The organism is Paenimyroides tangerinum (assembly GCF_003865405.1).
Taxonomy (GTDB): domain Bacteria; phylum Bacteroidota; class Bacteroidia; order Flavobacteriales; family Flavobacteriaceae; genus Flavobacterium; species Flavobacterium tangerinum.
In genome coordinates this window covers 1-21750 of the sequence record NZ_RQVQ01000003.1, presented here as the reverse complement: position 1 = coordinate 21750, position 21750 = coordinate 1, and the positions used below count along the sequence as shown (strand labels likewise).

Annotated in this window: 9 protein-coding genes; all 9 read left to right on the top strand. The window is 36.3% G+C overall.

Annotation, left to right across the window (positions count from 1 at the left end):
* Nucleotides 1-113 precede the first annotated feature (113 nt).
* Entirely contained in the window at nucleotides 114-2312 is a 2199-nt protein-coding gene (locus EG240_RS01610) for a hypothetical protein (protein WP_125016736.1), read from the top strand.
* Nucleotides 2312-5785, top strand: a complete 3474-nt coding sequence (locus EG240_RS01605; RefSeq protein ID WP_125016734.1) for a hypothetical protein — start codon at nucleotides 2312-2314, stop codon at nucleotides 5783-5785. Before EG240_RS01610 ends, EG240_RS01605 begins: the two co-directional genes overlap by 1 nt.
* Nucleotides 5786-5787: 2 nt before the next feature.
* The gene (locus tag EG240_RS01600; RefSeq protein WP_125016732.1) at nucleotides 5788-6444 is read left to right on the top strand and encodes a hypothetical protein; all 657 of its coding nucleotides are present in this window, start codon (nucleotides 5788-5790) and stop codon (nucleotides 6442-6444) included.
* Between the two features lie 5 nt (nucleotides 6445-6449).
* Nucleotides 6450-7103: a hypothetical protein gene (locus tag EG240_RS01595; protein WP_125016730.1), complete on the top strand. Its 654-nt coding sequence runs from the start codon at nucleotides 6450-6452 to the stop codon at nucleotides 7101-7103.
* Nucleotides 7104-7156: 53 nt separating this feature from the next.
* Nucleotides 7157-13717 (top strand): hypothetical protein, encoded by a 6561-nt coding sequence (locus EG240_RS01590; RefSeq protein WP_125016727.1) that lies wholly within the window; start codon nucleotides 7157-7159, stop codon nucleotides 13715-13717.
* A 13-nt stretch (nucleotides 13718-13730) separates the two neighbouring features.
* The gene (locus tag EG240_RS01585; protein ID WP_125016725.1) at nucleotides 13731-19712 is read left to right on the top strand and encodes a hypothetical protein; all 5982 of its coding nucleotides are present in this window, start codon (nucleotides 13731-13733) and stop codon (nucleotides 19710-19712) included.
* 307 nt (nucleotides 19713-20019) lie between these two features.
* The gene (locus tag EG240_RS01580; protein ID WP_125016723.1) at nucleotides 20020-20565 is read left to right on the top strand and encodes a hypothetical protein; all 546 of its coding nucleotides are present in this window, start codon (nucleotides 20020-20022) and stop codon (nucleotides 20563-20565) included.
* Between the two features lie 19 nt (nucleotides 20566-20584).
* Entirely contained in the window at nucleotides 20585-21382 is a 798-nt protein-coding gene (locus EG240_RS01575) for a hypothetical protein (protein ID WP_125016721.1), read from the top strand.
* Between the two features lie 17 nt (nucleotides 21383-21399).
* The coding region (locus EG240_RS01570) for a hypothetical protein (RefSeq protein WP_148096336.1) at nucleotides 21400-21750 on the top strand (351 nt) is incomplete at its 3' end.

Sequence of the window (21750 nt, the reverse complement as noted above, 5' to 3'; positions counted from 1 at the left end):
CGACAGAATCTTGTCACTTTTTCCCTTTTTCAGAATATCAAGACTATGTAATTTTATCACATAATAACTTGAAGAAAGTGTCTGGAAAGTAATAACAATTAAAGTACTAAGATATGCCAATTCAAAATAGTCCTCAATATGAAGATTTAACGACTTCAAATGACGGAAGAAATGTTAGAGCTTCTCTCCAAATGATTTCACATTTCTTTTTAGAAAACAGTTCGTTTTCACAGGTAGAAGCAAATAGCTTTGGTGCAATATCTACCGTAGAATTTAGTACTACAGCTAAAGTTTCCTTTTCCGGAAGTAAAAAAGTCTATGCAATTTGTCAAGGTCAAATTTTCGTACAACCGCAAGTAGGAAACAATGATAAGGTAAATGTTATTCTCAAACCCTTTAAGCAACCTATTAGCGGTTTATCAATAAAATATTTTGTATATAGAGGGCTTAATAAAAGTGACTTTTTCAGTGATGTTGTTGTTGAAGGAGTAAACAGGCTAAAGATTGCCGGTAGCGAAACCTCCGGTAGTGATTTTGCAAAGTACATCTGGAAAGAATTTAATAAATTTTACAGTAGCAATCCTTCAAACCAGCCACCTTTTTTAGAAGAATTTATTGGGTTTCCCGGTCCTGGTAGTTCTCAGCAATTATCTGATTTTATTGACGAATATTTCTATAAGATTGTTCAATATGACAGTAATGCTGAGGAGGAAATACCTCAATTTGCTTATGAACTCCCTTTAATCCCCAGGGGAACCCAGTTAGGTAATGCAACTGGTGAAATTGGAATTGATGTAGTCTTGAATAATGGGGATTATTTTATAGAGGATGATACCAATCCTTTTCAATTTAATTTGGCATTTGCACGTTCTCCGCTTCATAAGCTCGAAACCCAAACATCTAATTCTGATTTCCAAAATAGACAAATCAGGGAAATGAGCACCCAATTTATTGATATAGCTTCATTCTACGGATTACATGCAAGTGGAAATGGAAAACTCTATATAGGAAGTTCAACTTCACCTGTAACTTCTGCGGGAGATATTTATTCTGCAATTCAAAATTTTCATACTAAAAACACTGTTTTCCTTTATATACAAAGCGAAAGATTAAGATCGTATAATTTTTACGGCAATTATGTTATTTCAGATACCAATCCAAATAATATAAAAATAGGAAGTGATGAACTAAATCTTACTGAAACTACTTTTGGAACGAGCGGTTGGCCCGTTCATAAAGTTAATAATATAACTGATAAACTTTTTTTCGCTTTGCTTACTGATGGTTCCGAAAATACATCTGCATATATTGAAAACGGATTTTTGATTTCAGATCATGAAGATAATTTTATACGGAATCAAAACATATTGTTTCCTCAAATTCCTGAAGAAGATCAAATACAAGAAATTATAAGTTATACCAAGCCATTGGCTCTTCAATTTCCAATAGCAAGTGGCAACACCATATCATCAATAGTACGCATAATTTATGAAGGCAATCAATTATTCATTAAAGAAAACACCGATGACTTGTTCCATCAAATAAAGGATGTGGATGATATTTTCGGATTATTTAAGGTAAAATCATTTACTGTTAGCCGATCTGGGCTAGAATTACCAATAGTATCCGAAAATCAAAATCAAATTATCAACTTTCCAAATGCTCTTAAAACAGAAGATATAGGATTAGTAAAATCACGACGAATCTTTGATGCAATTGCCGTTGATGGTCAATCTTATTTACAAAGAGTAACCTATGAAACTCTTTTAGATACCATACGGCAAGAAACTGGAATTAACTTAGAAACTACAAGTACAAATATTGATAGTTCAACTACTGGGACTGTTAATTATGAGCCTGAGGTTAATAATAATTTTTATCAGCCCGAATTACCATATTATTTTCAGGTAGAAGAATTTGTGTATGAAGGAACTTCTATTCAAGGTGTAACCCTTTTTACCGCGGATCTGACTAAACCCTCGAAAAAAATACTTGGGATAACTAATTCTGAATATCAATATCTACAGGATTTGATTGTACAGGAAAACTTGACTAATAGTAGAATATTCTTTAAAAATACCCTTCCTTTAGAAGATGATACTTATCTATCTACTGAAAATATTCGATTTAAAAGCTATTTATTATTGATTTCAGCTGAAAATCCAGCTGGAGAACCAAAAATTTATAGTCCAGTCCAAAATGTATTGGTTTACACAATTGACGGATTTGTTTTCTTTTCTCAACTATATAGTGAAAACATGACATCATTGGAACCGATACCATCTACTAACTTTGAAATGCCTGATTTATAATGGAAGATGTTGTTTTAGCATATAATGGATTACCATTACGGCTCTATACGGATACTTATACCGTAGCGAATGATTATTATTACAATACTGGTGAATTGTGGAAATTTGATTTACAAATTGGTAGCGCGACCCTTTCCTTTTCTTACTACGGTAAAACTGATTTTAAAGACAAGGATCAAGGTAAATGCACACCAGGTTATTATCAGAATAGTTCATTTTATAAGTACAAAAATGGAGGTATAACTGTAGAAGAATTAACCTCAGGTACAGTTATTGGTACAGGTCAAAAACATCTTTTCCCTATAAACATTTTCGAAAACAATGACAATTGGGGCTTTAAGTTAGGTACTGAAGGTGATTTGATAAAGATTAAAAGACTATTTCCAAAAACTCCATATAACGAATACTATTATAATAAATATTATGAGTTCAAGATCAAGAATGATCCCGATCCTAATATTAATCAACCTTTAAGATACAGGTCTCCTGAAGATTACCCTCCAGTGAAAGGGAATATCTCAAGTTCTGACTATTCCAAGGTGGATGTAGTTTTAGAGGACAGGTCTGATACTGCTCCAGAATGGTTCTATAAAAAGAATTTTGGAGATCATATTGCAGGCTGGGGAGTTTCTGAACAGCAAAAGCAGGCATTTACTCAACATAACATTTTCATCTGCTGGAAAATCTCTCATTGTAAAGAGAACGTTGAAAAACTTGCAATTGAATCTTTTCAAACAATTTATGATGCATTTGATGATAAAACATATAATAATAATCCGGCACCTTATGATGCCTTACAACTTTGTGACCGTATTGTAGGAGAAATATTATTGAATTGGGGGTATTTTTATATTCATTCAGGTAAAACCAAATTTAATGTAGACCCTATTCTACCTACTTCCTATTCGGAAGAGTACGAAGCCATTATCAATCAATACTATAATTCATTAGTCAACTTTTATATAAACACCTATTACAGAACAGCAGCACAGATATTTCCTAATGATACTGGTACTTTGAAAGAACGTAGTGATAGGCGGATTAAATATCTGATTAGTATTTTACCATCTTCTGCAATAGGTATTATTCCAATTCCCCATAGGGTTGAAATTCTAAAAATGTTAGTCAATAATGCGCTATACAATAAGGACGAGCTTATCGCATTAACAATTATAAAATCAGTTACATTTCCAGATGCCGATGAGTTCCTCGGGCTATTACTTTCAGAATCTGTTAAATGGAACAATAGTAACGTAACTCTTTTTGAAGCTTTATACCGAAGAATTGATGACAGAATTATGTTCTTTGGGGAAGACAACAGGAAGGCGTATATGCTTACAATGTATATGTTGTGGTTTGTGTCATCATATAATCCAATGAATTCAGATACTGATACTGATGAATTATCGGATACCTATGAAGGCAAGCCTGTCACCCTAAAATATGAATCTGAATTATTCTTTGGGTTTTATATGGACAACATGAATTTTGTTTTCAAGAGTAATAATATTGAAGCACAGGAAGAGAAGATTGAAGTTGTACCAACTTATAAAGAATACCAATCTGGTATTAGAAAAACTTGGGTATCGGTTGGTGTCTATAATATATATCAAGCTATAACATTAAATGAATATAAAGACGAAGATGTCGCTATAAAAATACCGTTAATCGGTTTAAATGCTGCTCCCAATGGTGAGACACAAGCCCTATTACCACTTTTCTTTTTAAAGTATATTGACGATAGAGGTGACAAAGAAGATCTTTGGACAGGAATTGGATTAGCATTAGACGTTGCACTTACTTTTACAGGTATTGGTAACATCACAAAATTACGTCACTTAAGGTATTTAAGTAAAATTGGTCAAGCATGGAGAGGTGCAATAACTGGTTCGCAGAGAGTTTTTTTGGTACGATCAGCATACTACAGTGTGCAGGGAGTTGCGGGAACTTTTGAATTTACTGCCTCACTTACACAGCTGTTTAGACAGTACTATATGAATGGTACAGATTGTGCAACATATCACGGAGTAGTTGACAATAATGTGAACGATGCAACACCAGAGGGTCAGATTCCTGATGAGCTTCCAAGTGCTTCCGAAGAAGCTAAAAAGGCATACAAACGATGCAAAGCGATAGATAATATTCTTTTCTGGATGCAGATGGGCTCGTTAGGGATGGATATCTATGCAAGCAGGATGATTAGAAAAAAAGCAAAAGAACTTGCAGATTTAGGTTATCCACCTGCGTGGGATACCGGGCAATATCTTGAATTAAAGGTAAGGTTCCAACAGCTTAATAATGGTGTTGATGTATTGGGCGATTACGAAAACATGATTAACCTGATACCTAGTGGTTCTGTCATTTCAGGTAAATTAACAACCGATATCGATAAGATAAATTTCTTCAATGATTTTGGTATGGTTCAGCGCGATAATGCTTTCTGGGCGCAATTAACAAAAAATAGTGGTGAAGCTGTGGATAACTGGAAACAATTCCGAAACCTTAATATAACAGACGAAATAACCAATGTAGCTTTACTTGCAGACAATGCAAAAGCAGCCAAATATATAGCTTATTATGGCGACAATAATCTAAAATCGGCGATTGCAAGCCTCGACAAAACATTAAGAGATGAATTTATAAGACAACACGGTCACTTAACCCCACTCCCGGGCGGTCCCGGCTTTATAAAAGCATGGACAAAAATGACAGGAGATGCCTTGGGCGAGTTTGCCAACAACGTACCCGTACTGCGCCAGTTTGATAATATGACGGACGATATGATTGACAGCATAGTGTACGAAATGAAACATGCAGACCGTGGAGCCGGTGTACGCTCACGTATTAAGCAAAGCCCAGGCGACATTAATAATGTTATGAAACCCTGGCTACAAGATCCTGCCTTTGCGTATGCTGCTAGGGATAATACCAATGCACGCTGGCTAGATTGGAGAAAAAGTATATTTGCTAAACATATTTTTGGATTAGGAAGGGGCTTTGAAAACCTTTGTACAGACGGACTTCTTGATAAAAATTCAGGAGTTTTTGATGATGTAAGGCAAAGGATATTAAATGCAACTCAAGGCACAAAAGACATTGGGAATGGCTATGATTTCTTTCCAAGTATTCAATTGAAAATTGGCAATACGGAAAATTACTTTGTAGCAGACCAGTTGTTTGTGAAATATGGAGTTGACCAGTTTGATAAAGATATTATTGAAGATATAATAATACTCGAAACAAAATTACAAACCACTACCAATTTAAGTGCAAGACAGCTGGAAGCATTGCAAAATGCAAGCCAAGGGTTTAATGTAAGAAGTTTATCTTCTGCATCTAAATATGATGATAATATACGGTTGAATCCAAATAGTGATAAATTAGTATTACCAGGTGGAGCGTCACCTACCTTTTTTAAATTATTTGATAAAGCCGATGGCACAGAAATACAAGGTGTAACTAAATTAAATTAACAATGAGCGATACAGTATATAATAAAGAGAATTTTATTCAACATTTAGAAGTATTAAAACCAAACGGATATACTTTAAGCAATGAAGGTTATTATTATAAAGATGAAGTTAATAGAAAAATACGTATTTTTTTAGATGCAGACCAAGATTTTCCTTTTGATGTAAGGTTTTACGGAGCTGGTGTACAGGTATGTTTTACAGAAGTAGAACAAATTTTTCATCAGGTTTGGCAAAATTTTTCAAGTTTAAAATTTGAGCATAGTTTAAATGCCCCAACCTTTAAAAAGGGATTTCGTGAAAATGTAATTGGAACATCAGGCTATCAGTTTCTTTTACAGAACCGTGTTGCTGATACGGCTTCTTTTAATGAAGCATTCCCATATTTAAATCAGTTAATGAATGCGTCTGTCAATTTTATCACCCAATATACAACGCTGCAAGATTTTTATAATTATGGGGAAGGTTTGGCTACCGGTCGGGAGAGAGCAAGTTTTTACAATCAACCCCTTCCCGCAAGAAAGATGATTATAAAAAAGCTGTTGAACATTTCTGATTATTCAACTTATTCAACAGACGTTGTAAATCATTACAATCAACAACCAGATGTAGAAGAAGCCGCATTTTTACAGGCATTAAAAAATTATTTGGATACATTATGATGACAATGAGCGATACATTATATAATAAAGAGAATTTTCTGCAACATTTAGAAATGTTGAAACCTAATGGATATACATTAGATAATAAAGGTTTTTATTATAAACAGGACAGTAATAATAGAATAGAGATACAGTTTAGTTTTGATGAAGATTTTCCTTTTGATGTAACATTTTATGGCATAAGTGTTGGAATTTGTTTTACAGAAGTAGAGCAAATTTTTCATCAGGTTTGGCAAGGTTTCCCAAATTTAGATTTTGGTCATAGTTTAACTGCTACAACTTTTAATAAAGGATTTAGAGAAGATATTATTGGTGAATCTGGTTACGACTTTTTGTATGATAATCCAGTATCAGATACCGCTTCATTTAATGAAGTATATCCCTACTTAAACCAATTGATGAATGCGGCTGTGAACTTTGTAAACCAATATCCTACATTACAAAGTCTTTTCACCTATGCCGAAACTATGCCGATACAAGAACAGGCAAAATTTTACAATCAGCCATTACCTGCAAGAAAAATGATTATTCTGAAATTGTTGAATAATAGTAATTACACAAGTTATGCAACAGATGTTGTAAACCATTATAATCAACAACCCGATGCTGAAGAGGCTGCATTCTTACAAGCATTAAAAAACTATTTGGATACGTTATGATCCGTTAAAACATAACATTCAATGAATTAAGTAATACTAAAAATACTCTGACTATGCCAAACGGAACATCTCAACCACCGGTAACCAGAAGATACTATCCTACGTTATCTTCTGTCATGAGTCAGGATGATATTCCTGAAATATTAGGCTTTGTAAAAGATGGCGTTTTATGGCTATTTGATAAAATTTACTACAAAGATCTGCAATATAGTAAAAGCCCAAGAGGAGACGCCGCTTCCTACAGCCTCTCTATTGTGTCATCCGATAGATTAGATATAGAGCTTCCGGGTACAGGTATTTATTTAGTGCTTAATCCGGATCTTACAGGAGGAGATACTTCTATATCATCTTTCCCTATTACCATTGAATATCAATGGAAGATTTTAGCATATCTGCGTGCGTTCAATTTAGGTAGTTTCTCTTTTACTCCTGAAGCGTTTTTTGAAACGGCATTAAGGGTTTTAAATATTACCGAAGAGCAAGCCTTAGCTCAGTTTATTAACCTATTCGTTGTCCCTGATAATGATACCATTACTCCTTTGCAGCAATTTGTTTCGGATGTTAATGATTATTTAGGAAGTAGTATTCCGGCACCTACTGATGAAACTAAACTTAGTGAGGTTGTTAAACAAATTTATATAAGTAGTGGAAACAGTTATAGTTCTATTGTTGCCTGCGGTACCTATTTAGTAACAAATGATATCAATGAAACGCTGGCGAATATTAAGACTTATTACCAAAGTTTTATACCTCAAAATATAGATGATTTTATCAAAGATGTTATTGTCCCTAAATTCCGTGCAACGTTAACACTTATTGCAGGTATAGAGTTTCCCAGAACAATGCTAATACCAGTCTATGATGAGTCTAGTTCCACTCCATATGAACCAATTCCACCGACAAACCCCAATGCACCTTTAGCAGAACAGGAGCCTAAAGCTCTATTTACATTTGCAGAAGCATTATTTTATGCAGATACCACACAAGGTTTCGGTTATAATATGGATTTAGTTATCAATACCGTTACCCCTGTACAGATTGGAAACACGGGATTAATTGTTAATATTCATAATTTAAAAGTAGATTTAAGCACTACTTCTAATTTTCCAGAGGCAACAGCAGACGGACGTCCTATGGAATTCATGGGAATCTATACGGAACAAACGGATATTATTTTACCACCAAAATGGTTTTCTAAAGATGAAAATGCAACACAAACCTTAAAAATTTCTGGAAAGCGATTATTAATTGGAACAGGAGGAATTTCAGGAACAATTGCGTTAGAGGCACTTAATACTGGAAACCCTCCTGGAGAAACTGATTTCTTTTGGATAAAGCTAGGCAAAGATCCTGAAAAATCATGGAAATTAGGATTTAACTCTTTTGATATCACCTTTTCACAAAATGATATAGTTTCTTCAAATATACGAGCAAGGCTAACAATACCAAGTTTTAAAAAACCAAACGGAGATATTGCTGAAATTGATGTAGTAGGTCATTTAGAAGCCAACGGTGATTTTAAACTTACCGCTTCTACTACACCGCCATACCCAACCATTGAATTTGGAGACGTTTTTAAACTCCACATGAAATCGGTTGAACTGGGACGTGAAGATGATGATTTCTTTATTGGCGCAGCAGCAGATATTGAGTTTAAAGGGTTACTTGCCGGTTTATTAGAAGGTCAGGGAATTACCATTGGTGCCGCTCTGCGAATTTACAGTAACGGTCGTATTGATTTTAAAGTAGATGGCGGAAGCCTTGTACTGCCTAAAACGGTAAAACTTAAAATTGGTCCGGTAGAGCTTTCCGTAAGTGCCATTCACTTTGGTTCGCATGAGCGTGAAAAAGATGGACAAATTCGTAAATACAACTACTTCGGCTTCGATGCCGGTGTCAATATCGGTATTGCCGGAATTGATGCCCGTGGAGATGGTATTAAATTTTACTATAGTATTGATGAAGGACCAGGTAAACCTCACGATTCATATCTGCATATACAAACCATCCATGTAGATTTGGTTATACCGGCAAACTCCAGTGATCCGAGTGTGATGATTAACGGTTGGTTGTCTATTCCTGAGCCAGGAGGATTCCCTGAGTTTAAAGGAGGTGTTAACCTTAAAATAAAAAATCCGCGAATAGCGGGTTATGTAGATATGCGTCTGGCACCGAAATATCCTGCCTTTTTGATTGAAGCAGGAATCGAATTGCCAAATCCAATTCCATTGGGTCCGGTATCTATTTACGGCTTCAAGGGACTATTAGGGTACAGATATGTAGCAGAAAAAGAGGCAATCGGTATGACCTCAGACAATACCTGGTATGAATATTATTCCGCACCTACAAAAGGTGTCGGTGTTGAGAAATTCAGCCGTCCTGATCAAACCGAACATTACGGTTTCCCATTCTCTTTAGGTGTAGGAGCTATCATTGGTGATACAATGGCTGCCGGAAATATCATTTCCGCAAATGCTATGCTTTTATTATCACTGCCTTCTATGGTCATGGTAGATGCAAGAATGAAGCTGCTGTCCAAACGGGTTTCGTTTGCAGATGACCCTCCGTTCTTTGCCTTCTTTATTTTTGGTGACAACTCATTGGAATTCGGTTTCGGGGCAGATTATAAATTCCCGGAAAGTTCTGGGGATATTATAAAAATCTATGCCGAGATTCAGGCAGGTTTCTTCTTCAACAACCCATCGGCATGGTACATCAATTTTGGAACACAACAGGCACCTATTTCAGCCAAGCTGTTAAAGGACATCTTTACACTGAAAGCCTTCCTGATGATTTCCGGAAAAGGAATTCAGGCGGGTGCCCGTGGTGAGTTCCGTTTTGAACGTCGTTTCGGTCCTGTATATATTTTGGTTCTGGCTTACCTTGAACTGGGTGGACGCATCAGTTTTGAACGTCCGCAGATTGGAGGATATTTCGAAGCAGGACTGGCAATCGACATCAATGTTAAGATTTTCAGGATTTATGCTTCCGTAACCATATTACTGGCAGTAGAATCTCCACGACCATTTTTAATTTATGGTAAGTTTACCGTACAGTTTAAGATTAAAGTAATCTTCTTTAAGATTAAATTTAAAGCTCAGATAGAGTTGAAATGGGAGTTCAATAAGCAAGTGGATAGAACCCCAATAGATCCGTTTACGGAAGTATCCGGACAAATTGGGGCACTTGCCATGATGCAGATTGCAGCTGCGGCTGGAGAAGGAGACGGATTGGTAAAAGGAATCAGTATGCTTACAGGTGAAGCCTTTGGACTGGCAAACCTGAAACAACCAAACGGTTCTATTAATATTGACCTGACTAAAATCCGACAAAAGGTGGTTCCATTGGACACCTATATTGATCTTAAAACAACCAAAGGTTTACTTCCCGGAAATATCACAGGGGCAAATATTGGTGGTGTAAGCAATCCGCCAGGATTATATACAGACCTTGTTCCACCTGAAAAAATAATGAAAGGACTGGAATTAAGACAGGTTAAACATCAATACAGTATTCAGAGCATAGAGATTATGGCTTACAGCCAGACCATGGGATGGCAACCTTATAATCCTTATCGCGCATTGTATCCCAACGATCCGGATCCGATCCTCGACCAGATGAATGTAGGACAATGGCAGAAAAAAGACAACCAATATAATGCTATCCGTTTGTTGGCTACCACGCCTTTTTCTTATACCGAATTAGGAGAGCCGGGATGGTTTATACCGGAACAATACGGCATAACGCCAACGACATTATTCTGTGAAGGCGAACAAATCAAACGCTCTGTTTCCGATTTTCTGGATAAGCCTTTAAATACACAGTATTATGCCTATAGTAATACCTTCTTTTACAGTAAAGGAGCCGCCTATCAGATAGATGGAGATACCAATTTTGTATTAAATCCAAATAATACTTTGAGCCTTACCGGAGACTATGCCATAGTTACTAACGAGGCAAATATCTTTGCTTTTGATAAGTCGTTGCAATTTCCGAATCATACGCCATTGATTATTATGCTTCCTGCACCATCGTCAGAAATAGAATTAAAACTTTCTACCTACGATTCGGGTGTAACTATTGAATATTACAAGCCTATAATCAATGACAGCATATCTTTCGTTCAATACGAGCTGGTAGAAAGTGTATATAGAACAAGAATCGAATTGCAGGATCCTGTTTATGCAGAATTTCCACCAATTAACGGCATTACGAAGATTATCATAAGACCGGATGAAAATAATTTGCTTCAAATTAATTCTATTACAGCTCAAATGGCTGCCTTAATGGATCAGGGTTACCAAAACGCCTTGAATAAAGGAGGTGTGGTTAAAGAAATTACACCAAGCGACCCGAAACGTTACGCTGAATTAGAAAAACAGCTGGTAAGGGTAAGCGAGAAAGGTTGCAGGGGAATTCAACCTGTTAAGGATAAACGTGCGTGCGAAATGTACCCTCAGTTAGTGGAATATTTTTACAATAACTTTGAACAACCGTTTATTTATTATCCTGACGGAAAACAGCCTGACGAAAAAGAACTTGTAATAGAACATGCTCATTTTATAGATCGTAACAGGGAAATCTATTTCAGAACCAATGACATATTCAGGGAAAACCGTTTTGAAGACAGAAGTTATGAAATAAATCTTGACCAATACAGTAAATCAATAGAGGGATTGGTCTCTTATCTTGACAACATTCCGAGATTTGATTACGAACATTCCAGAGAAGTAGTACAATTATTCAAACCTGTAAAAACGAAATATGAACAGTTAACGGATATTGTAAGTATTAAAAGGGATTGTTATGACCGTGTACTTTGTGATTTAAGCACTCATCTGTCGTTCCAGCAATTTGCAAACATTTCGGATAAGCCACCTGTAAGTGAATCACCACTTTTGGATGCTTATTACATTTTTATTGAACAGAATCCACAGTATAGTTATCTAAACAATATTTTACAGCATCAGATTAATGTAATACAAACTATTTTAAACAATGGAGCTATTGCATTCCTTCAACATCGCGACGAGTTCAATGAGGCTTGTGAACAAATGATTGCTATGATTGCAGATTTAGGTAATTGTAATGGTAAAATCAAGTGCTTTACACTTTTCCATGAAGTAAGTTGGTTAACAGTTGAAAATTATCAATACAATATAAATATCCCAGGTCAGCCCGCTATTACCGGAGATGCACAGGAAGCTGTTGCTGGTATCAACCGTTTCATTCAACCTATTTGGAGACCTGATACCAGTTATTATGTACGCTTTAAATTAAGGGACGAAGTGGATAACGGACAGGAAGAAGGGCTGTACGATTATGCGTATGGTTTCCATACCGCAGGACCGGTTGGATTCTTCCATCTGGATCAGTATTCGCCTTACGGACCGATTCCTTACGAGGAACAGGATCAGTACCCACATACGTCAATTCGTTCTTACATTGATTATGAACGTTCATATCCTAATGCAGATGGAAATCTGGTTAGTGCCAAACCATTATTCTATGATGACGATACTACTGAAATATCATTGTATTTTACATCAAGATATGCTTATAAACATTTAGAAGGCTGGGAAGCGGTAATGGATGGTTCAACCGTTAAATTCCCTGAATTGGGTGGAACTATGAAAATCATTATCAAAGACCCTGTTGAAGATGTAGAAATTGTCAATCCTCCGAGGCTAGATACTACCGTGGAAAATATAGAAGATTCACCGGTTAACATTCCGCAGACAATTGAAACCTGGGAAGAAGATCAAAATCCGCTGATACCACCTGTACTACAACAATGGTTCAATATGTTGAATGCAGAAAACTGTACGGGAATCGTTGAGGTCATTAAACCAAAATCTTATTTCAGAAAGATTACTCCAAAACGTTTGAAACCTCAGAAACTATATACAGTACAGGTATTGAATTTCTATTGGGGAACAAATTCCTTTGATGTATCCGATATTACGGATCCTATGAAAGCCGATTACGCAAGGGAGGTTCATAAATTTGTATTCCAGACTTCGCAATACCGAAATTTTGAAGAGCAGGTACAAAGCTGTTTTATATCGTATGAAGAAGATGGTACACCACAAGTTAAACAGGCTGTTTATAACCTAGAAAAAGCATTGGATGCGGCAAATATACAGGCTGGATTAGACACGATAAAAGGTATTTCAAATTCTTTATCAGATGCGATTACTCAACAATTCCTTGATCCATTTGATCGCATAGTAGAAGGTTTGTTCGGATTTTCTCCAATGGAAGATGCCGTAACTACGGAATTCAATAAAATTATTGATAGTAACACCGGTAAAGTTATAGCACTTTTAGTACGCAATCCCGAACCTTTTAATCATCCTAAAATACCATTAAAAGATGTACAGAGAAATGGCTCGGATGCAGGAATGGTTGAAGTACTGATGAATAATCTGGTAACGATTGATACTAGTTATCATGTGCTCTACTCAAAAGATTATTCACAAGCTCTTATTATGAATGATGCTAAATGGATTCAGGCGGCAGAATTGCATTTCCAATTCCTATACAAAACATGGAACGGTAATGAATATGTGATTTCAGATACCCAAAAAGCAACGAATATTTTGATTAATTAAAAAAGGTAAAAACATGGCTTACGTAAATATATATCAGTACGATCAATTTACTTCGGTAGAGGTTAAGAAATTCATATACAGCGGAACTTCAACCTATGTAGTTGGTAAGGTACGCCGTGGAAATGAACAGGTTCCTGAACAGATGTTTATCGGTAAACTGGATGCCGACGGTAACTATCTTTGGCAAAGACGTTATATCTATCCTGACACACAAGTGACAGGAGGATATGTCTGGGCATTTCCTCATTTTACCGATGTTGTTGAAATTCCCGGCACAAAAGATATTGTCGTTTTAGGATTTGACAGGGATGTTGCACTATTAATGAGATTGAAAGAGAATGGTGACATTAGCTGGATTAAGAAAATTTATGATGTTCAAACCGTAAAACCTATTTATGATAATGTAAATTTTAATCCGTGCCTGCATATTTTTGATGATAATTCACTGGTAGTTCATATCAGGGAGAATCACAATAAAGGAGCAGGTCCCGCCCAGATAAATCATAATATTTACAGATTTGACCCTGAAGAAGGCTATGAAATTCAGGCAATTCAGATTCCAACCCGTTCACCAATGCTTTTGGTTCGTGAGGAACGGATGGAAAAAGGATTGTTGACTTTTTACGGAGGATATGCGGAAACTGGTGCTATAATGCAGATTGACCAGAATTTAAATATTGTACGGTCAGTCGGTTTCTTCTATACAGGACCGTTAAAAGGCTATAACAGTTTTCATATTTATGCAGCCAGTCCGGTACATGAAGGCAGGTACACTGTTATGGGATCATTTTATCATTATGACCCCTCTGCACCTGTTGAAGACAGAATAGGTTTGGAATGGGTTATTAACAGGGAAATCCGATTTAATTTCGATGTACTTGAACTAATTAAAAACTTTGAAAAACCTGTTCCAAGACAGTACACCAACTTTTTTGTAGCAGAAATCAATCAGGAACATGATCAGATTATAGCTATTGGAGAATCAGACAAAGATTTTGCAGCAGTCATGCAGACTGTTGCATTAAATGATTATGGAACTTTTTGTTCTGTCGGGTCAAGTCTGTATCAACTTGATAGCGGTATTTCTCATTCTCAATGGACAAAGGCTATACAGCTACCAGAGATGAATAATTACCATCTGGGAATATCTGAACATACAGATAATAAAATAACATCCTTTTCTTATAATTTAAGTACAGTGGCTATTGCACAGTCGCTACCTGATTATGATACTTGCAGGACTATTCCTGTAGATGAAGTATTAAAATTTCAACCTCTCGAAACTAAATGGAGAGAGTTGGAGTTTTCAGTAGAACGCATTTCACCTGAAAAGTATGAAGAACCCAGAATTGAATTCTATGATCTAAGGTCAGAAAAACAACAGGTAATCTGTCCTCCTGATGATGGTGGAACAGGAATTATTATAGATGCCAATACACACCTGCAATCTGCTGATATTTATCTTCAGGCAGCAGGTTCTACAGGAGAAGACAGTACAGCTGGTATTCACCTTAGATGGCTATTGAAAAACAATTTGCAGACACATTTGCCTAAAGGAGATTATTATCAGGGACAACCACAAGGCAACAATAAACCTGATGATTACGTTCAGATTTTCAGAACACCTTATAAGCCGGTAAGTTTACAACTCTCTTTTTCGCAGGCTCCACAATCCGTGGTAGATGCACAGGCATTATGGCTTTACAGTATAGGAGGCAAAAGCATCTATGTTTATTTCCGCAATACCACCCGATATCAGCAGGTACGAAGTGCCATTAATCCTTTGAACAATCCAATAGGTTTTTTGAACGAATATGGCAACAATCTGATTGAAGTAGAAAGTCCTAACCATCTTTTTTTCGGAGTACGGCTAACACCTTCTGTAGGTACCGGAACGGTAAAAGCAGAAATCCAGTCTGTTGAAACAGAACAACTAAATCTACCGAAGAACGTCACATTCCGAAACAATATGAGTGCGGTTGAAATGGGACGAACGGTATATGCAGAAAATGGTCGAAGCGTGCGTTTTGCTCCTTTTAACTGTATTGTAAATGCTATAAATTTTGAGTTTTATCTTGACTTTATACAAACTGCCAATAAAGGGCAGGCATGGCAGGATATGGGAAAATACAGTCTGACTTTAGAAGACGAAGAAGCCTATAAACGATTGGAGCCAAGACCTGACGAACGTCCCGTTCATGCAGTATGGCCAAGATATAATGATGGAGAGTTTGTCAATATAAAAAACTACCACGTCAAATGGAACGGTGATCTGGAAGACCCGAGACAACGTATAAAAGATTCTGTAGAACGCTATCTGGAAATGAGCAACGATCCCATGAACCCGTTGGCTAACGAAATCTATTATCTGAATGATGAGCCTAACGAGGAAATGGACAATGGGTTGGAAATTTCTCATTTGATGATGCTGCAAATGGCATCAATGGATTATCATGTAGCCCGTATGCTTGGACTAGGTATCCTTGATCTGGAAAGTGAAGTGTACAAGGGACAACAATATATTTATGTAGCACAATATTTCACTTTTGAAAATGGAAATAGTGATGTAAAAAGCAATCATTTATATATGTCGCTGCCTACCTCTTTAGATGACCAGCGATTGACACTTCCCGTAATTTTAAAAGAACCGGTTCCGGGCATCGTTTCCGCAGATTCAGAATTAGATCAGGGACAAACGATTACGGATGCTGACGGTTATGCACATGATGGAAAAACAAGGTATATCAGTCTTTTTGCTGAAGAGCTGAAACCTGACGAGCCTGAAGATAGCCCTTTCTATTATTCAAGCGAGCAATTCTATATGGCAACATTTACCTATCCGGTTTATGTAGGAATTGAATACAAGAGAGCCACAGAACCTGAATGGCAAAAACCGGAATTACCTAATGATCCTGCGTATCTTAATGTAACTGATACAGGAGCTGAATCTAAAAATGAAACGGTAGGAATTGCTATTCCTGAAGTCGGGCAACCTGCATTTATACACAGAGAAACAAGATCAGGTGTACATACGTACAGTTCGTACGGTGTAAACTGGTTCAGCCGTGCTATATCCACACATACCAGATGGGATGTGGAAACTAAAATTGTACCCAATAATAATTTATTACCGCCTTCAAGCATCAATGCTTTACTGATACAGGAGGAATCTCCCTTGTTCCTGACCTCTCAGAATGAGCAACAGATGTTGACACAGATAACCAATACAGATAAAACATTTATACGCTTAGCACTTGAGTATGATACCGTTCAGGATATGATTTCATATCAAAAAGCCATTGACGGGCAGGTTTTACCTGATTTTAATCCTTTACCTGATAACGAGGAGGTATTTGCAGATGAAATGGAGATATTCTTTAGCCCTGAAGTTCCCGAACAATTGTTTGGTGTTGTGACCAGTGTAACGGATTTTCCGGGTAATCCTTTGATCTCCGTTATCCAGTCAGAACCAATGGTGCTGGCAAGTGCAGGACAAACGCTTTATCCTACAGTAGATGTAGTAGAAATCCCGTTTTATATAGGGGGAGTTCTACAGATTGGTGGAGATGATTTTATTATACACGATATCGAAATTCCGTCTGCAACACCATTGCTTCCGAAATTCCATGTATTAAAAAAACAGATTGGCGATGCTTTTGGCGAAAACTCCAATGTTCCTTTTGACCCTGCTGATTTTATTACACCTGCTACCGGAGTATCTTTTATGTTTACAAGAAACATGCTTAATGTTGATAGCTGGGGAGCTGTTAATCCAAATCCTTTCAAGGTACAGATTGGCAATAACTGGAATATTCAGCAAGAGGAAGTTACCATTGAAGCCGGAACAGGAACCGATACCACACAAAATACTTATTTGCGTAAGTTTCGTGGATTTGTATTTAACAATGCCAGTATAAAACAATACACCGATTCTTATTCACCGACTTTTGCCGGCTTATACGAAATTACTTTCCCCGGCTATACTATTGGCAACCATCCGCAGTTCAACCCGAATGTGGAGGAATTGAGTGTTCAGTGGTATCGTGGCAGTATCCGTGTACCTTATCAGAACAATGTAAATGGTGAACGTAAAACACTCAAAGTAATCCGCTTCCATGAAGATGCCGGTAACCTGATTGTTTATGCACAGGATGAAAACTATGATACAGCCCCTTTGCAAACCATAGCAATAAGAAACAATACATGGGTGAATTTCTATCCAGGGTATCGGGTTTATCTGTATCATAATATACCATGCCGTTTGACAGAAGGTCATATTTTACCACAGGAAGAAGGTATATTGGATAAATACAGCATTTTTGGTATGAGAAGCAGGGTTGCAGGAAGTATAGATTTTATATCTCCTATTTCAACTCCAACTTTTATGTTTGCCAGAAGGTTTGAAAAACCGCAAACACCCGAGCAGCCTAAAGGTGCCCTCTACGCCACACGTCCGGATTATTTCGGTCGTTCTACCTATACCTTTACCACACAATATACGCACAAACCATTCAGTGTGGCGATGTGCCGAAGCAATGATGATATACTATTCAGTTCATTGTATCTGCAGACACCATATGGCGAAGCTCCGCTTCCCAATTCTGTAGAAGATATTCGTATTCAAAATGCCGATGATTTTGCCAATGATCGTTTATTAGATTTTGCAAACGCAACAGTAGATTCCGGTTACTTATTCCCTGAACATAACGGTTATCGTTTTCCGATTCCGAACAGTACTGCATTTTTTGAAAGTATCAACGGATTTATTGCTGAGCATAACAGTCATTACGGAGATTCGGTTCCTTTCATTGCTCCGAATACGCTTAGCAATATGAATCACATTGTAATTCCGGGCGTACCGGGACGTAATGAACAGCTTACATTCTACGATTTTGTAAAACAAACTGTTGATAACAGCTATGTACCGTTAACAGAAGTACCTATGATTTATCAGTATGTTAAAGACGGAGCTTATATGCCAATCCCGAAAGCACAGACAATTCGTGACAGAAACGGAGTGTTGTTAAAGCCGACTGATGCTGATTTTGATATTGCACCCATGATGAAAATCGTAAGTACAAATCCTCACAAAACCCTATTTACAGATTTCACTCTTGATGGTGCATCTACAAGCGTATATTTCTATGCCGTTAGAGAAACGGATGCACAGATGAAACAGGGTGAGCTAAGTACGGCAATCGGTCCGGTAAGACTGGTGAATTCTTATGCTGTGAAAACACCTGAAATAAAAAGCGTTATCCCGATTCTGGAAAACGAAATTTTGGGAATATCTCCGGCAATGCAGATAGAGGTTAATTCTTATGAAGCTATTCACAACGTTACCAAAATTAACCTGTACCGTGCCTTAAATATGGGCGATGCAACATCGGTTCGTGCCATGACTTTGGTTAAAACTATTGATTTGGAAACTGACGGTTTATTGGAAGAAGGTATATGGACTATAACAGATGACTTTGCAGACCTTACCGAAATACCTTATGGTGATGCACTTTACTATCGTGTAACAGTAGAAGCTAAAGTTGAATATGCAGAAGCTAATTACAGTTATGATGATAACAATCCTAACAATGTATTTACGATTGTAACAGATTTTGCACCTTCAGAGCCGTCCAAACTAATGATTACAATGATTACGGAGAATGTAATACCTGATTCTCCAAACCTGTCTTATACTGCTACTACAGTGAACCCAACAACATTGGGAACCGTTGTATTTGAGTGGGATAAACAGGTATATAAAGGCAAATATTATTTGCACAAGATGAATGAAAAAGGAAATTGGGAACAAATCGCTTTTATCGCAAGCAATGATGCGGTTATAGTATTGCCTTTGGTGGATACTGATTGGGGATCTGACCAGCTTATTATTCAGGATAGTGAAGGAAATCCGGTTTATCATCATTTTAAAATGATAACCGAAAATACAGCGGGAATGTCAAGTACGGATGAAATCATCCTTACGATACCTTCCTGAGGTGTTTAAGTTGATGAAGAACAAAAGGGGCAAATGCCCCTTTTGTTTATAATAGGGCTATTGTGGTACTGTTTTTGAGTAACGTATGTAAGTTCAATTTCATTTAACCTTATCGACTTTTCCAAGTCTAAAAACAGACCATAAATTGTTATTTCCAACCATTTATATGATTTTATCATCTATCTATATAGGTATAAATCATACAATAAGTTTTAGTAATCAGTTTACCAAGTGAAACACATACTTCACCAAGTATGCCCGAAAATTAAAAAGATACTGACTACTTTAACCGCTAAAATATAAACCTATGAAGCACAAACTTTTTATACTAATTTCTTTTTTGCTCTCATCGGGAACGATTTTAAATGCTCAAAAAAACGATGTAGCAATCCGTAAAGAATATCAACGAATTGAAAATCTGAAAACTTTGAAGATTGACAGCCTTACTCATATAAGAGGAATTGACTTCAATCGAGGAAATAGTGTAGATGAGAAAAAATACAAAATTTTCAAAGAGAAAAAGAAAATTGTAAAGATTCAGTACGAAGAAATTGGAGGTATTGGAAATAGCAATCGAGAATGGAACAAAAGAACTATAATATACTTGAAAAATGACATTCCATTCTTTATAACCGAAAATACTAATGGAATGATGACATTATATTTATTGGAAGGTGGCGAAAAATCAGAGCCGTACAATGAAACAGTAGAAATCTATATTTATGACTGGAATAATGAGAAGGTTAAGAGAGTATATAACGGAAACGAAGCAAAACCTCAAATGAATATATGTAAATCCTGTTATGAAGAATTAATTGAAAAAATCAAAATGGAATTTAATTCAAAACAATGATAATATTATTACTACTGTAATGAAACAAAAACTATACATACTTATATCAACTATACTCTTATCGGGAGCGGCTTTAGGGCAAAGCATCCGTGATACGGTTTTTAATGATGTGATTTTGATTAAAAAAACAGATGTATCAACAAATGGTCATTTTTTAGTTGATATACCTATCAAACCTCAAAAAGAACCTATCATAATTTTCAATGATGATTTTAGTATTCCTGCAAAATTATTTTTCAGCAGAAGCTCTTTTTTATGGGAACAAAATGAAATCATACTTATTACAACAGATTGGGTATTTGAGAAAGAAATTAGAGAACGAGAAAAAAGAGAAGGAATACATATAAAAGCCCATCAAAATAAAATTTATCACATTAAAAGACGTGGTGGATCGGGTTATGAAGTAGATAGCTTAAGTGTTGTTATGCACGACCCGAGGAAACCAATAAAAATAAACTTTAAAAACCCGGAACTAAAAGAGAACGAAGTGAAATATTTCTTCAAAGAATGTTACGGTTCAACTTGCTGTCCAGAAGACCCATCTTGGAAATTTGAGAAAGAGAGAAACGAAATGAGAAATAATTTCAATAATGAACATAAGGTAAACACATATAAAAATGCTTACAGAGAAATTAAGGGTAAAGAAGGCGAACATTGCGATTATTACACATTAAGCGATTTGACAAATAAACAAAGGATTGAATTTCTTTTTCCACCAAAATCTTATACAGAAATAGATGATGTAACACAAGGTTTTTTTGTTATTATCTTACCGTCAGTTATAAATACTGAAAATATGAAAAAATTACATCATTAAAAAATATAACTCCAATAATGAAAAACCAGCTATACATACTTATCTCCTTTATACTCTTATCGGGAGTGGCTTTCGGGCAGACAACTGGTAAGAATGTATTTAACGTCAAAATCAGATTTGATAAAGAAATCCCTGTCGATAAAATCGAAGTATTTTATAATCAGGAAGGGCTTAAAAATGGCTTTCAGTATGTAAATTATAGGATAGATAAAATAAAAAACGAAATAGAGCTATTTGGAGAAAACGGCTGGATAATTGGAGGGAAGCACGTTTGCCACTTTCCTGTAATTGTATTTTCTTATTCAGAAATGAAAAAATACGATAATGGTTTCAATAAAAAAGAGGAAAGACAGACCAACACGTTTTAT